This window comes from Paraburkholderia bryophila, from assembly GCF_013409255.1.
Classification (GTDB): Bacteria; Pseudomonadota; Gammaproteobacteria; order Burkholderiales; family Burkholderiaceae; genus Paraburkholderia.
Map to the genome: position 1 here is coordinate 2857098 of NZ_JACCAS010000001.1, position 13374 is coordinate 2870471.

The 13374-nt window shown below is 63.7% G+C and carries 14 protein-coding genes; 3 read left to right on the forward strand and 11 right to left on the reverse strand.

Features of this window, described 5'->3' with window-relative positions; translation table 11 throughout:
* Positions 1-16: 16 nt before the first annotated feature.
* Both GGD40_RS12670 and GGD40_RS12675 read right to left on the reverse strand, forming a co-directional pair.
* Entirely contained in the window at positions 17-1579 is a 1563-nt protein-coding gene (locus GGD40_RS12670) for a DHA2 family efflux MFS transporter permease subunit (protein ID WP_179743903.1), read from the reverse strand.
* 135 nt (positions 1580-1714) lie between these two features.
* Positions 1715-2257: a MarR family winged helix-turn-helix transcriptional regulator gene (locus tag GGD40_RS12675; protein WP_179743904.1), complete on the reverse strand. Its 543-nt coding sequence runs from the start codon at positions 2255-2257 to the stop codon at positions 1715-1717.
* Between the two features lie 252 nt (positions 2258-2509).
* Between GGD40_RS12675 and GGD40_RS12680 the strand changes: the two genes are divergently transcribed.
* Both GGD40_RS12680 and GGD40_RS12685 read left to right on the forward strand, forming a co-directional pair.
* Positions 2510-2908 (forward strand): hypothetical protein, encoded by a 399-nt coding sequence (locus GGD40_RS12680; RefSeq protein ID WP_179743905.1) that lies wholly within the window; start codon positions 2510-2512, stop codon positions 2906-2908.
* A gap of 189 nt (positions 2909-3097) precedes the next feature.
* On the forward strand, positions 3098-4681 hold the full coding sequence (locus tag GGD40_RS12685; RefSeq protein WP_179743906.1) for an efflux transporter outer membrane subunit: 1584 nt from the start codon (positions 3098-3100) through the stop codon (positions 4679-4681).
* Between the two features lie 153 nt (positions 4682-4834).
* Here GGD40_RS12685 and GGD40_RS12690 read toward each other — a convergent pair whose 3' ends face one another.
* The 8 genes from GGD40_RS12690 to gspG form a co-directional block, all read right to left on the reverse strand.
* Positions 4835-5614 carry a type II secretion system protein N gene (locus tag GGD40_RS12690; protein ID WP_179743907.1) on the reverse strand — a complete coding sequence of 260 codons (780 nt, stop codon included), beginning with the start codon at positions 5612-5614 and terminating at the stop codon, positions 4835-4837.
* Between the two features lie 28 nt (positions 5615-5642).
* The gene (locus GGD40_RS12695) at positions 5643-6146 is read right to left on the reverse strand and encodes a type II secretion system protein M (protein WP_179743908.1); all 504 of its coding nucleotides are present in this window, start codon (positions 6144-6146) and stop codon (positions 5643-5645) included.
* Complete coding sequence (gene gspL / locus GGD40_RS12700; protein ID WP_179743909.1) at positions 6143-7552, reverse strand: type II secretion system protein GspL; 1410 nt, start codon at positions 7550-7552, stop codon at positions 6143-6145. Before gspL ends, GGD40_RS12695 begins: the two co-directional genes overlap by 4 nt.
* 28 nt (positions 7553-7580) lie before the next feature.
* Positions 7581-8621: a type II secretion system minor pseudopilin GspK gene (gene gspK / locus GGD40_RS12705; RefSeq protein WP_373565330.1), complete on the reverse strand. Its 1041-nt coding sequence runs from the start codon at positions 8619-8621 to the stop codon at positions 7581-7583.
* A gap of 739 nt (positions 8622-9360) precedes the next feature.
* The gene (locus GGD40_RS12710) at positions 9361-10038 is read right to left on the reverse strand and encodes a PulJ/GspJ family protein (RefSeq protein ID WP_179707615.1); all 678 of its coding nucleotides are present in this window, start codon (positions 10036-10038) and stop codon (positions 9361-9363) included.
* Positions 10016-10432 carry a type II secretion system minor pseudopilin GspI gene (gspI, locus tag GGD40_RS12715; RefSeq protein ID WP_179707617.1) on the reverse strand — a complete coding sequence of 139 codons (417 nt, stop codon included), beginning with the start codon at positions 10430-10432 and terminating at the stop codon, positions 10016-10018. The genes GGD40_RS12710 and gspI overlap by 23 nt, the downstream gene beginning before the upstream one ends.
* A 1-nt stretch (position 10433) precedes the next feature.
* The gene (locus tag GGD40_RS12720; RefSeq protein ID WP_244146979.1) at positions 10434-10913 is read right to left on the reverse strand and encodes a GspH/FimT family pseudopilin; all 480 of its coding nucleotides are present in this window, start codon (positions 10911-10913) and stop codon (positions 10434-10436) included.
* Positions 10914-10937: 24 nt separating this feature from the next.
* Positions 10938-11402, reverse strand: coding sequence for a type II secretion system major pseudopilin GspG (gspG, locus tag GGD40_RS12725; RefSeq protein WP_035554286.1), 465 nt, complete (start codon positions 11400-11402; stop codon positions 10938-10940).
* A 182-nt stretch (positions 11403-11584) separates the two neighbouring features.
* Between gspG and GGD40_RS12730 the strand changes: the two genes are divergently transcribed.
* Positions 11585-11998: a general secretion pathway protein GspC gene (locus GGD40_RS12730; protein WP_179707619.1), complete on the forward strand. Its 414-nt coding sequence runs from the start codon at positions 11585-11587 to the stop codon at positions 11996-11998.
* Positions 11999-12152: 154 nt separating this feature from the next.
* Here GGD40_RS12730 and gspF read toward each other — a convergent pair whose 3' ends face one another.
* Positions 12153-13370, reverse strand: a complete 1218-nt coding sequence (gene gspF, locus GGD40_RS12735; protein ID WP_179743910.1) for a type II secretion system inner membrane protein GspF — start codon at positions 13368-13370, stop codon at positions 12153-12155.
* Positions 13371-13374 lie beyond the last annotated feature (4 nt).

The window sequence follows — 13374 nt, forward strand, 5'->3', positions numbered from 1 at the left end:
CACGTGAAGGCCTGGTTCAATGGCCCAATGAAGGCCCGGCACCTTTGCGCGGCTTGGTGAACCAAACCAGCACCGCCAGCGCGAGAAAAGCCGCACAAGAAATCCGGAAGAAATCGTTCGTGGCCATCATATAAGCCTGCGCGGTCACCACCTGATTCAATTGCGCGGTAATGCTGTCGCCCGACAAACCAATGCCGGCCAGCGCATTGGTATACGCATTCGTATTGTCCGCATAGACGTTGACCGAATCGGTCAGCATCGCGTGATGGCGGATCATGTCGTTTTCCCAATACGTCGTACTGATCGCCGTGCCGATCGCGCCCGACAACGTCCGGAAAAAGTTCGACAGACCGGACGCACTCGCGAGCCGCTCATCCGACACGCTCGACAGCGTGATCGTCGTCATCGGTACGAAGAAGCACGCCACGCCGATGCCTTGCACAATGCGCGGCCAGATCACGTGATTGAACGGGACGTCGAGCGTAAAGGTGGAGTTCCAGATCGAGACGAACGCAAACACGATGAACGCGAAACTCGCCACCACGCGCAGATTCAGGCGGTGCATATTCCTGCCGATCATCGGCGATAAAAACAGCGCAAGCAGACCGACCGGCGCGGTGGCGAGTCCGGCGAGCCCGGCGGTGTAGCCCATCACCGTCTGCAGCCACAGCGGGAAAATCACCACCGAGCCGAAGAAGGCCATGAAGCCGAACGAAATGATCACCACGCCGAGCGCGAAATTGCGATCCTTGAACAGCGAGAGATCGACGACCGGCTCTTTCTCCGTCGTCTCCCACACCAGCATGAACGCGAGCGACACCACCGCGATGATCGCCAGCGTCACGATGAACGTGGAGTTGAACCAGTCGCGGTCCTTGCCGAGGTCGAGCACCATCTGCAGGCACGACACGCCGATCACCAGCAACGCGAGGCCGACCGCGTCGATGCGCTGTTTGGTGATCTTCGTCTCGCGGCCGCGCAACAGCAGGAACGCGCACACCGCCGAGAACAACCCGATCGGCACGTTGATGTAGAAGATCCACGGCCACGTGTAGTTGTCGGTGATATAGCCGCCCATCACGGGGCCGAAGATCGGCGCGCAGATCACGGTCATCGCCCATAGACCGAGCGCGAGGCCGCGCTTTTCCGGTGGATACGAGCGCATCAGAATGGTCTGCGAGAGTGGCACCATCGGTCCGGACACGAGCCCTTGCAGCAGCCGGAACGCGATCAGCGACTCGAAGTTGTGCGCGAAGCCGCACAGCGCCGACGCGATCGTGAACAGCAGCACGGACAACGTGAAAAGCCGCACTTCGCCCACGCGCCGTGCGAGCCAGCCGGTCAGCGGCACCGCGATCGCCGAAGCAACCGAATACGACGAGATCACCCAGGTGCCCTGGCTGGTCGCCACGCCGAGGCTGCCGGAAATGGTCGGCACCGCGACGTTCGCAATCGACGTGTCGAGCACTTCCATGAACGTGCCGAGCGCGAGGCCGACGGTGAGCAGGGCCAGCGTGCCGCCCTTGAGCTGCGCGGGTACGGCGGCGGGTAGGGCGGCGGCGGGAGCCGTGGCGCTCATAGGTTCTTCTCCTCAGCCGGGAAAGCTTGTCGCGGCAGCTTTATCGCACCCATCGACCGGTGTGCTTATATGCCGGATCACTCTCTGCCCAGACAGATATCCTCAGACATCGACGCCCTCAAAAGCGCCGCGTGGTTAGGGTTCGCCGCGCTCCGGCGACGATTCTTCGGGTGATGCCTGCTGCGATTCATCGTGCGCGCCCAGCCCACAGCCCGCGCTGGCGCCTTCGCCGATACCGTTCGCGATAAACCGCGCGAGCAGGTCGATCAGCGTGGTCAGGTCGGCGGCGGAAAAGCCGCGCAACTGCTCGTTCAGCACTTCCGCGCCGAGCCCCGGCAACTGCCGCGCGGCTTCGTGGCCTTGCGGCGTCAACTCCAGCTTCACCATACGGCGATCGGCGTCGCTGCGCGTGCGCACGACAAAGCCTTTCTTTTCAAGGCGATCGAGCAAACGCGTCATGGATCCGCTGTCGTAAGACATGGCGCGCGACAACTCGAATGGCGTATTCGCCCGCCCCGACGACAACATCAGCACTACGCCGATCTGCTGAGCGGTCAGCCCCAGCGGCTTGACGGCACGGTCGGTTCGCTCGACCAGCACATTGCGCGCTTTCGACAGGTAATAGCCAAGACTCGATTCGAGGTGAATCTCGTCCGCCTTGTAGGGACCTTCAGTCATCGTGTTTTCGGGACATCGTCAAGCAGATCGAATTTTAGCTGCCTAAGCAGACAAGTCAAATCTGATTTCGCGTAGAGCAAACCGTCAAAAAACAACGCTATCGTTTCGCCCGGAGCAAAGTATCTTGAAATTTAATTGCATAGTCAATATTATTATAGGCAACGAGTTACGCGCGATCCGCGCCACCCGAGACCATGTTCTGACCGATTGTCTGCACGCCGCGAACGCGCCGTGCGAAAAAGGATTTCCCCCATGCTGTACCTCAAAAACACGCTTGGCGGCTTGAGCCGCTCCCTGACCGATTCCGCGCTGAACAGCTTTCAAGGCCCGCACCGCTGGTGGAAACTGGCGCTATTCGCGGTGCTGTTCGTGCTGCCCGGCGGGTCGGTGGGCGTGGCGGTATTGGCGTGGGTCGAGCATCGGCGGGCACGCAAGGGCGGCAAGGTTGCAGCGGTGAAGCTACTCGGCGCGTCCGTCGCGTCGGCGAGTGTTGCTCATGCGGTGAGTTCCGCCGGAGCGCCGGGCTCGGCGCTTCAGCCGGGCAATCTGGTGGCTGCTGCCGGTCCGTGCCTGGCACGCGGCGACGCGCCGTGCCGCGCGGCGGCCGGCAAACAGGCCCGCCAAACCAAGTCGACGGAATCGCGCGTTTGACGCGCGGCCAGTAACAGCACGTAACCATCGCGACACCCTCAGTAACACACCTGCGCTCTTCCCCGCATTACCCTTTCAGTTTCCCGCGCTCAGGCGGGCTCATACGCTAACATTCCGGCAGACCATGATCTCGCCTGGCTAGTGGTGCCGCCGTTGCCGGCGCCACGGCGTCCTGAAGGAATCCATTGCATGCACTCTGATCGAATCTCGCGCGCGCGGACATGTGCGCCTCGCGCCCTGACTATCGCGGTAGCCGCTGCCCTCGCCAGCCTGCTCACCGCTTGTGTGGTCGGCCCCGACTACCGGCGGCCGGCGGCGGAAATTCCCGCTTCGTACAAGGAAGCGGCGCCCGGCTGGAAAGTCGCGGAGCCCGCCGATCAGCAGGATCGTGGCGCCTGGTGGACCATTTATCAGGACCCGCAACTCAACGCGCTCGAAGACAAGCTGAACGTCGCGAACCAGACCGTCGCCCAATACGCCGCCGCTTACCGGCAAGCGCGCGCGCTGGTCGGCGAGGCGAGGGCGGCGTATTTCCCGACCATCGGTGCATCGGCGGGCGCAACGCGCTCGGGCAACGGTTCGTCGTCGAGCGGCAATTCAACGACGGCAACGAGCCGCTCCGGCATCAATAACAGCTTCAATGCGCAACTCCAGGCGAGCTGGGAGCCGGATCTGTGGGGTTCGGTGACTCGCTCGGTGAATTCGCAGAAAGCCGGTCAGCAAGGCGCCGCCGCGGACCTCGCGAACGCGCGGCTGTCCGCTCAGGCGACGCTCGCGCAAACGTACTTCTCGCTGCGCGCGCTCGACTCCAGCCAGAAGCTGCTCGACGATACCGTCGCGGCCTATCAGCGCTCACTGCAACTCACGCAGAATCAGTACGCTGCCGGCGTCGCGGCGCGCTCCGACGTGATTCAGGCGCAAACGCAATTGCAATCGGCGCAGGCCGCCGCGATCGACAACGGTGTGCAGCGCGCTCAAGACGAGCACGCAATCGCCGTGCTGGTCGGCGAACCGGCCTCGACCTTCGCGATTGCGGCATCGCCGCTGACCGCCACGCCGCCCACCGTGCCCGAGCAAATGCCGTCGGCGCTGCTCGAGCGGCGGCCGGACATTGCGTCGGCGGAACGCAAGGCCGCGGCGGCGAATGAACAGATCGGCGTCGCGGTCGCCGCGTTCTTCCCGACCTTGACGCTGTCGGCCACGGGCGGCTACGAAAATTCGGTGTTCTCGCAATTGCTGACCATGCCGTCGCGCTTCTGGACGGTCGGCCCGCAACTCGCGGCAACGCTGTTCGACGCGGGTCTGCGCCAGGCGAAAACCGAAGCCGCTCGCGCGGCCTACGACCAGGACGTCGCGAGCTACCGTCAAACGGTGCTGGCCGCGTTCCAGGATGTCGAGGACAACCTCGCGTCGCAGCGCATCCTCGAACAGGAAATCGTCGTGCAACGGCAAGCGGTGGATTCGGCGCGTCAGGCGCTCGCCATCGTCACCAATGAGTACAAGGCGGGCACGGTCGGTTACGTCAACGTGCTGACCGCGCAAACCACCGCGTTCACGGCGGAGCAGAAGCTCGAAACCATCGCCGGACAGCGGATGGTGTCGTCGGTCGGTCTGGTGAAGGCGTTGGGCGGCGGCTGGGACATCGCGCAGATAAACCGCGAAACGGGCGATGTTGCGGCACCCGCGCCGTTGCCGGCGTCGTCGGCCGTGCCGGTTCCGGTTGCGCGGAGCGCGGCAACGCCGCCGGAGATGCAGGCGGCGCAGAACAAGTAGGCGTAATGCTGGACGAAGTAAAAAGGCTTGGCCGCGGAATGCGGCCAAGCCTTTTTTATCGGCGCGAGAAATACAACGAGTCCGGGCGCGAAAACAAAGCGCGTTCACTAATAAGCGGCCGCCCGCCGGCCGCTTAGCCGCCCGACATGCCAGTCAATGCGCAAACGTCAGCGCCACCGTATCCGGTCCGCTCGGCCGTCCCAGCAAATTCAGCAGCCCCGCGAGGTTATCGCGCGCTTCGGGCGCGGCGCTCGCCGTGCCATGAAACTCCGTCGATGCCGCCGACACCGTGCCGTTCCCCGACAGCATCAACGGCCCCTTGATGGTCGCCAGATCGAGCGTCGACGACGCCCCCTGCGCCTGAAACACCACCCGGTACGACCCCAGCGGCCTGACCAGCGAAACGCGTGAACTGGCATCGGTGAGCATGATCGTCATCTGACCGAACGCTTCGTGATTGAAGCGGCGCCAATCCGACCACGACAACTGCACATCGCCCTGCAAATCGAGCGTATTGAACGGCGCGCCCAGACCGCTCAGCAACGAAGCCGGCACGGCGATCGTGCCGGGCGTCACCGTGGCGGTGCGCAGGGTGGCGTCGACGGTGATCGGCTCCGGCATTGCCTCGCTGTGCCGCATGGTCATCCGCACGCGGCCGGTGAAAAGCGGCCAGAACGCCGTCTGCCATTCGATCCGTCCAGGCAGTAGGGTCGCCGTGCTCGTATCGGCGCCAGCGGCCAGCATCAGCGTGGCCGAACCGTGCCACAACGAGCCCGCCGGGTTGACGAGATTGACGTGACCGCCGGTCTGTCTGGCGAACTGCGGGGTGATCCAGGCGGCCGGCAACAGCGTGAGCATCACGGCCGCGGCCGACAACACCGCGACCAGAAGCCAGGGTAGCGCGACGCGTAGGCGCCGCATCCAGTAAGTCATGCGAGAAAATCCTGTGACGACGCCGCGATCATTTCGCGGTGGACGGCTGCAACGACGCCGTCAGATCCACTTGGCCATCGTCCTTCAACGCGGTCACATGCGCTTCGGCGACTTGCACCTTGAACTGCTTGCGCGCGTCGTCGACCCAGCTCGTCCACGCCGGAAACGACGCGTTCTTCATCTGGATCTGCACGGCATTACCGATCACCTGCACCTGTGTCGCGGCAAGACCGTGATCGGTGAGCGACGCGGCAAGCGCATCCTTCAGCGCGGCGCCGGTCGGCGCGACGCCTTGCGCGGCCGCCGACAACTGACGCGCCTCGTTCGACTGCGCGGTCATCGAAGCGAGTTGCCGTTGCAAGCTGGGCAGCGATTCCTTCAGATGCGCGCGTCCCTCCTGCGCCGGCGCCCACAGCACCGACCACGCGATCACCACCGCGAGGACACCGCTGCCCCACGCCAGGATGGTTTTTTCGCGCTCGGAGCGCTGGTCCCAGAATCCGGCCCATGTTTGAGCGAGTTCAGCTTTCATTGTCCGTTCCTGATGGTCCACTTACCGGTGTTGCTGTCGATCTCGCCAGTCAGGCCGTTGCGCGCGAGGCGCTTGGCGAAGTCCGGATCGAGTTTCACCTCGGGTTTGAAGGTCACGTCGAGGCGGCGGTCGTGATAATCGAGCGCGGCGATGCCGTTGACCGGCACCGGCGCCAGCGAGCGTGCGAGGCCGTCGGCGAGCGACAGGAAGTCGTCCGGCGACAGCTCACCCGCCGCCACGCGCAGTTGCTGCAACTGGTGCGACATCTGGTCGGGCGCGTCGAGTACGACGGTCGTCTTCGGGAAGGTGTTGAGCAATAGCTCGGTCATCTGCGTGTTGATCGCGTCGCGTTGATGCGCGAGCATCAGCCACTGCACGTTCATGCCGACAATCGCCACGACCAGCGCGCCGACCGCGAGCAGCAGCGGCAAACGCAGACGCCGCAGCGTCGCGCGGTCGAGCCGCCACGGCTGCGACGCGAACTCGAACTGGCACAGGTCGAAGCGGCATTCCAACGCACGCCGCGCCAGTTGCTCGAACGGCAGCGGACTCGCTCCGTGGATGTGCGCGGCCAGCCGCGCCGGGCTCTTTGCAGGGAGGCTGGGCTCATTGCCCGGCAGTTCGGTCAGCATGTACAGCGAGACGGGCGCCGCACCCGCGAGCGCGGCGAGTGTCGCGTTGACGGCGGTAGCCGGCACCGCCAGCCCTTCGCCTTGTACGCCGCGAGCAATGGCCAGTTCGACGCGCGGCACGCCGCTGTCGACCACGCTTTCGAGCAGCAGCGCGGGCGCGGTCTGGACCACGGCGCCGAGCACGGTCGCCACCATCGGCATGACCGACGCCACGCCGGGCGCGACCACTGGCGCGACGCCAGGCAGCGACGTCGCCACCTGGGCGGCGCCGCCCACGCCGGGCTCGCCCGCGCTGACCAGTTCGGCGACTTCGGCGGCCACCTCGGGCGAGACCGCTTGCGGCAGGCAGCGCGTGACCGGCACGGCGCGCAGGCTGCGGTGTCCGGCTGCCGAGAAGCCTTCGCAGATAAAGCGGAACCAGCCACGGTCGATGATCGCGAGCATCTGCCGGCCGCCCGCGAGCGGTTTCGGGTCGACGGCGATATGACAGGTTTGCGGGTCCTGGATCAGTTGATCCTCGACGATATTCGGCAAGGCCTGACGCAGCTTCGGACCGCGCAACGGCGGCAGCGTGGTCGGCATCATCAGCAGATCGCGGGCGGCGACCATCAGCACCGTCGACGACGCGCGCGGCAGCAGCGCGAGCGACGAGCGTCCGGCGCGCTGGGTGCGGCCTGACTTGTCGAGCAGCACGAACGGCAGCTCCGGCAGTTGCCATTCCTGCGATGGCACCGCCGGATCACGCGGCGGGAGTAGGACGATCAGCGTGCTCAAAGGCCACTCTCTCTGGGAAAGGCGTTATTCATAGTTGGTCTTGTACTCGCACGATACGCGTAGTGTGAGTCAATGGATCGCGATATACGAGGGTGGTGCGATCGACTTCCGCGCGTTCGTGCTGCACGCGGCCGTGGATCAGGAAATAGCTGGTGTTGACGTCGAGCTGATTCGGGTCGATCGAGACCTGCTGGGCGCCGGCGCCTTGCAGCGCGAGCATCACATCGCTGGCGTTATGGAAGAACACGGTTTGCCGACGTGCGACGAACGCTTGCGCGGACGACAGGCTCATGCCCGGCACGATGGCCGCGATCACTTCGGCGGAGGCGGTGTTCATGTTGACTGCCGAGACGGTCGGCAGCACGGTGACGAACGGGCGCAGGCGCGCGACGGTTTCGGGCGTGTAGCCGGGGATGTCGAGCAGCGAGTCGACGCTGGTTAATTGCAGCGGGGCTTGCGCGGAGTTGTCGTTGCTGTCTTCCATGCCGGGTTTGTCGGTGAACGTACCGCCGGTGGCGCCGCCTTGCGGTGTTGGGGTCGGTGCTGTGCCGTTGGTCGACGTGATCGTCTGGAAGCGGGTCGCCGATTGGCCCAGGCTTGCGCGGACTTGCAGGGCGGTTGCTTTGGCTAGCTGGCCGCTTATGCCTAGCGAGACCAATAGGCGCTGGTAGGAGGCGATTTGCTCCACGTTCAGTTGCATGACGCCTGGGGCCGGGCTTGAGACCAGGTTTCTCAGGTTGAACTTGGATTGGGCGTCTTCTATCGAGCCTGATAGGTAGGTTTCGGCGCCCTGGGCGGAGCGGGCTTCGCCGATCTGGCCTAAGAAATCCGATAGGCGGGTTTTGGCGATGGGGACGCCCCATAGGCCGCCCAGGTACGTTATGCCCGCTGAGGTGTCGCCTTCTGAGCGCAGGATCAAGCGTGTCCAGTCCAGCGCGCCTCGCGAGACCCATTGGGCCTGGGACAGCAGGCGCTGGTTTTCTATCCGGCGGATTTGGACTTGCTGGCGCCAGAGCATGCCGGAGACCAGGATCGCTGATAGCGCGACTACTAGCAAGGCGCTGATTATTGCTACGCCGGTTTCGTGGGTTTTTCTGGTTAGGCTGTTTTTGTTGGCCTTTCCTTGCTTTGTTAGTGGTCTATTAGCGTTCCCCCTGTGCGGGGGGGCACCTACTTTTCTTTGCTTGCCGCAAAGAAAAGTAGGCAACAGAAAGCGGCTCACACCGCTAACTCCTAAGTGGGTTCCGTGGTCCACCACCGGTAGTGGTGCATCTGGAATCAGTGTTCCCGCGCACTCCGCCCCCGTGACAAAGCCGTCATTCATCCCGTCTTGCACTGCGTGCTCGTCGGAACGGCTAACCAGGAACCCCCTCGGGTTTGTTGGCGTGTTGGGGGGGCCGTCGGCTTCGCCTTGGCGAAGCCGAGGAACAAATGGGGAGGTTTCTGCGAAATGCAGAGCCTCCCCCTCGTTTGTTGATCTCGCGTTCGGCGCGCGTAGCGCCGCCGGAGCTGATGACGGCTTTGTCACAGACGCGGAGTGTGCGGGGGCACGGATTCCAGATGAGCCACTACCGTGGCTGCGCGAGGGACCCGCTTCAGAATTAGCGGTGTGAGCCGCTTTCTTTTGCCTACTTTTCTTTGCGGCAGGCAAAGAAAAGTAGGTGCCCCCCCGCACAGGGGGAACGCCAATAGACCACCGCGAAAACAAGGAAAGGCCAACACAGCCAGAACACCGACAAAAGCAAAAACCCCGTCCAGAAGAACGAAAACCCAAAGCGCGTCGCGGAGACAAAAAACAGAACCTCATTTCACTCTCCGACGAGAAAAACGCGCGTCACTGGCCGCGCCAGCGAAGTAGCCCCAATACTGACCTCAAGCCCGGTAACCGACCGCGGCAGCGGCGCACTCCCCAACTGGGGCACCTTCAGATTGTTATCCGCCTCGGTAATCGCACTCTGCACATCCCCCATCTGGGTAGTCCAGCCAACCTTAGGCACATACAACCGCGCATTGATCGCCCCAACCCCACCCATCAGCGGCACAGCACTCCACCCATCACCTTCACCACCGCGCAACGCGCGCCGCAAATCCCCGGCATTCCCCAACGGCGGCGACGCATACCGAATCACGCGTCCATTGGAAATCCGATACCGCACCACCTGCAACCGCGGCGCCGTCCCCGGCAACATCAACTGCCGCACAACCTGCAACACATTGCCCGACACCGACACCGCCGCCTGACCCGCTTCGTCATCCGACGCGGCCTGACGCACATCGATCCGCATCTGATCGAACAACTGCGCAAACACGCGCTCGTCTTCCATCGCGTTCGTAATGGTCTGCCGGCCACGAATGATCTGGTCGAGCCCGCGCCACGACAGCACGGCAATCACCGCCAGAATCGCAATCGCGACCATCAGCTCGATCAGCGTGAAACCACGCCCGCCCGATCGGCGGCGGCGCTCAGAGCGAACGGTTCGTTTCATTCGCGACCACCGTCACCATCTGGGCAAGATTGCCGCTACCGCCAGGCGTCGTCACCATCACTTCCACCCGACGAAACACCGGGTTCGGCGTCGCCGTCACACGCTCAGTACAGATCAACTGCAAATTACCCTGCGAACAATCGAAACTCGTCGAACCGACATTCGGCCAGCCATGCGTCAGATGCAATTGCGCCAACGTGTTGTCAGCGCTCCAGCCGGCCAGCAAGCGCTTGTGCAAATCGGCCTCGCCAGTCGCAAGACTGCCCACGGCGCGCAACGAAGCCGCCAATGCCACCGCGATGATCGCCAGCGCCACCAGCACCTCGATCATCGTAAAACCGCGCTGCGCGCGGTCGACCTTCTCGTGAGCCATCCTGCTCCTGCAACGACGCATCTCAGTGCACCTCGTAGCGGCCATTGCCGGTGCCGACAATCGTCGCGCGCCCCGCCGCCGAAAACAGCGTGATCTGCACAGGCACGTCGATCGCCTCGGTGCCGAACACCACCCGGCTCGGTTGCGTATCCGAACCGGGATAGTTGATCGCCACACCCGTCACGCCGCCTTCCCAACGGCGCGGTCCGAGCAGATCGTCGCGCAGCGGACGCCAGCCGTCTTCCGTGCGCAGATCGAAACGGAAACCGCCGTCCACCGGCTGCCATGCAACCGGCCGCGCGCGCACCTGCGCTTCATCGCCGGCCGATTCGAACAGCAGCGCGAGACGTTGCGCTTCCTCGTTCAGATCGGTGCGCGGATTGCGCGTGATCGTCAGCGCGGTCAACGACACCAGCAAGCCCGCGATCACCAGCACCACCAGCATTTCCAGCAGCGTAAAACCCGCGGTGCGGCGGCGGCCGTTCGGCAGTGGACCTCGCATGAAAATCTTCTCTACGCCGACGGATTACTGCCACGACCCGACGTCGGCATCATTGCCTTCGCCGCCGGGCTTGCCGTCCGCGCCATAGCTGAACACGTCGATCTCACCATGCACGCCAGGATTCAGATACTGATAGGCATTGCCCCACGGATCGTTCGGCAGACGTTCGAGATAACCACCGTCCTTCCAGTTGTTCGGCACCGGGTCCGTGCTCGGCTTTTCGATCAGCGCGCGCAAACCTTGCTCCTGCGTCGGATAACGGCCGTTGTCGAGACGGTAGAGCTTCATGGCCTGCATCACGGTGCCGATGTCCTGCTTCGCGGCAACACGCCGCGCTTCATCCGGACGACTCATGATCTTCGGTACGATCAATGCCGCGAGAATGCCCAGAATCGCGATCACGACCATGATTTCGATCAGCGTGAATCCACGTTGACGACGGCTGCGCGAACCCGCGATTTCAGTGCGGCGAGTGGTCGACAGTTGCATAGCTTGCTACCTCTTATCAGGTGGAATTTTTTTGACGGGGCGGGATTCGCGTGTCAGCAATCAGGCTGCCATTGAACACGCCCGGCCGGTCATTTTAATGTTACGCAGTTGAAGGGTTGTGAGAAAACACCGAGACACTTTCAACCAACGCAATTTTCACAATAGTCCGTACAATGATGCGCATGAACGCTATCCAAATCCGCCTTCTGTCGCTCGCACTGTTCGCCGTGTTTTGCGCGACGGTGACCTACTGGGTCATCACGCTCAGCACGTTGTCCGGTGCGCCGTTGCCCGCTGCCGCTGCGCACGCGCAGGTCTCGACCGACCAGGCCGCCACGCTGTTCGGCGGACAGCTCACGCGCAACGCCAATCAAGACGTGCATCTGTTCGGCATCCTCGCTTTGACGGAAGGCGCCGCCGCCATCGTCAGCGTCGGCGGCGAACCGCCGCACGCGGTGTCGCTCGGTAGCGCGCTGATGCAAGGCGCCACGCTCGGCGAAGTCCGCGCCCGCTCCATCATCATCAACCGCAATGGCGCGCATTCCGAAGTATTTCTGCCGACCAATCCTGCAGGTCCCACGATCTACGTTCGCTAACTTGCGCTGAAGCGAAACGCATCAAATTGCCGCTTCGCTTCGGTTGACGCTTCATCTGATCGCGCGGCCGCAGCAACGGTGGCCGCCATGCTGAGCTCTCCCGCGAGCCCAGTCACGCAGCCGCCGTCGCTGCGCAATCCAGACTCTCCCAGCCTTACTGCACCAGGTTGTTCAACTCGATGATCGGCAGCATCACCGCCAGCACGATCACCAGCACCACGCCCCCCATCGCCAGAATCAGCAACGGCTCCAGCAGGCTTGTCAGGAACATCGTGCGACGCTCCAGTTCGCTCGCTTCGCCTTCGGCCGCACGGTCGAGCATGGTCGTCACGTCGCCGGTCGCTTCGCCCGAACGGATCAGGTGAACCAGCACCGGCGGAAACGTCTTCGTATTGCCGAGCGCACGCGACAGCGACGTGCCTTCGCGCACCCGCACGATCGCATCGTCGATGTTCTCGCGCATCGCATTGTTGCTGAGCGTTTCGGCGGCGGCTTGCAGCGCGCGCAGAATCGGCACGCCCGCCGCGGTCAGAATGCCCAGCGTGCTGGCAAAGCGCACGGTGTTATACCCGCGCACGAGTTTGCCGAGCAGGGGTGCGGTCAACAGCCAGCGGTCGAACGCGAGACGCGGGCCGGGCTGCCTCAGAATCGAGCGGACCAGATACGCGATCACGACCACGCCGATCAGCATCGCCCACCACCAGTGCCGCACGAAACCGGACAACGCCATCATCATGATGGTGAGAATCGGCAACTGCTGCTTGGTGCTGGCGAACACGTTCACCACCTGCGGCACCACGTAGCTCAACAGAAACGTGACGATGCCGAATGCGATGATCGTGACGATCGTCGGATACGTGAACGCGAGCACGATCTTCTGCTTGAGCGCGTTGCGTTGCTCGATGTAGTCGGCGAGCCGCGACAGCACGAGACCGAGCTTGCCGGTGTGTTCACCCGCCGCGACCAGCGCGCGATAAATCTCGGGAAAATCTTTCGGATGCTGCGTCAGTGCATTGGCGAGCGAATGGCCGCCGAGCACTTCCGCGCGAATCGACGCCATCAGCTCGCGAATGTAGTCGCGCTCCGATTGCTCGGTCAGCACGGAGAGCGCTTCGTCGAGCGGCAGCCCGGCAATCAGCAGACTCGCGAGTTGCCGCGTGAGGATTGCCTGTTCGCGCTGCGACAAACGCCGCCCGAGCGACAGCCGCTGATTGCGTTCGCCGCGCGTGCGCGACGCCGCCGGTTCGACGACGAGCGGCGTCAGTCCCTGCGAGCGTAGATTGGTTCGCGCGCCGCGCGCGCTGTCCGCGTCGAGCACGCCTTTTTGCGCCTTGCCCGCCGCGTCGATCGCTTCGAAACGAAATGCCGGCATGCGC

What these genes read in the sequence shown, in the direction of transcription:
- GGD40_RS12670 (WP_179743903.1), bottom strand. Translation starts at nt 1,579, where the DNA reads ATGAGCGCCACGGCTCCCGCCGCCGCCCTACCCGCCGCCGTACCCGCG.
- GGD40_RS12675 (WP_179743904.1), bottom strand. Translation starts at nt 2,257, where the DNA reads ATGACTGAAGGTCCCTACAAGGCGGACGAGATTCACCTCGAATCGAGT.
- GGD40_RS12680 (WP_179743905.1), top strand. Translation starts at nt 2,510, where the DNA reads ATGCTGTACCTCAAAAACACGCTTGGCGGCTTGAGCCGCTCCCTGACC.
- GGD40_RS12685 (WP_179743906.1), top strand. Translation starts at nt 3,098, where the DNA reads ATGCACTCTGATCGAATCTCGCGCGCGCGGACATGTGCGCCTCGCGCC.
- GGD40_RS12690 (WP_179743907.1), bottom strand. Translation starts at nt 5,614, where the DNA reads ATGACTTACTGGATGCGGCGCCTACGCGTCGCGCTACCCTGGCTTCTG.
- GGD40_RS12695 (WP_179743908.1), bottom strand. Translation starts at nt 6,146, where the DNA reads ATGAAAGCTGAACTCGCTCAAACATGGGCCGGATTCTGGGACCAGCGC.
- GGD40_RS12710 (WP_179707615.1), bottom strand. Translation starts at nt 10,038, where the DNA reads ATGAAACGAACCGTTCGCTCTGAGCGCCGCCGCCGATCGGGCGGGCGT.
- gspI (WP_179707617.1), bottom strand. Translation starts at nt 10,432, where the DNA reads ATGCGTCGTTGCAGGAGCAGGATGGCTCACGAGAAGGTCGACCGCGCG.
- GGD40_RS12720 (WP_244146979.1), bottom strand. Translation starts at nt 10,913, where the DNA reads ATGCGAGGTCCACTGCCGAACGGCCGCCGCCGCACCGCGGGTTTTACG.
- gspG (WP_035554286.1), bottom strand. Translation starts at nt 11,402, where the DNA reads ATGCAACTGTCGACCACTCGCCGCACTGAAATCGCGGGTTCGCGCAGC.
- GGD40_RS12730 (WP_179707619.1), top strand. Translation starts at nt 11,585, where the DNA reads ATGAACGCTATCCAAATCCGCCTTCTGTCGCTCGCACTGTTCGCCGTG.
- gspF (WP_179743910.1), bottom strand. Translation starts at nt 13,370, where the DNA reads ATGCCGGCATTTCGTTTCGAAGCGATCGACGCGGCGGGCAAGGCGCAA.